Raw genomic sequence first — 423 nt, forward strand, 5'->3', positions numbered from 1 at the left:
ATTGCGACGTATGCCAAGCGCGAGCTGCCCAACTACCAGGTGTTCGACGAGCGGCGCTACTTCTGCTCGGGACGCGATGCGGGCCAGGGCGCCGTCGTCCTCGACGTGAAGGGCACGCGGGTCGGCCTGCTGATCTGCGAGGATGCCTGGTTCGAGGAGCCGGCCGCCGCCGCGAAGGCGGCCGGGGCGGCGCTGCTGTGCGTCATCAATGCCTCGCCTTTTCACATCGGCAAGGTGGAGGAGCGCGAGCAACGCATGGCCGAGCGCGCCCGCGCGACCGGGCTGCCGCTGCTCTACGCCCACCTCGTCGGCGGCCAGGACGAGATGGTGTTCGACGGCGCGTCCTTCGCCGTCCAGGCGAGCGGGGAGCTTGCCCTGCGGGCGCCGATGTTCGAGGAGGCGCTGGCGGTGGTCGACCTGGCC

Annotated in this window: 1 protein-coding gene; it reads left to right on the forward strand. The window is 71.2% G+C overall.

The window, feature by feature from the left end:
- Positions 1-423 (forward strand): nitrilase-related carbon-nitrogen hydrolase (locus C1I99_RS32030; RefSeq protein ID WP_325049261.1); only part of this gene is annotated, 423 nt, incomplete at both ends.

Source organism: Micromonospora deserti (genome assembly GCF_003236335.1).
Classification (GTDB): Bacteria; Actinomycetota; Actinomycetes; order Mycobacteriales; family Micromonosporaceae; genus Micromonospora; species Micromonospora deserti.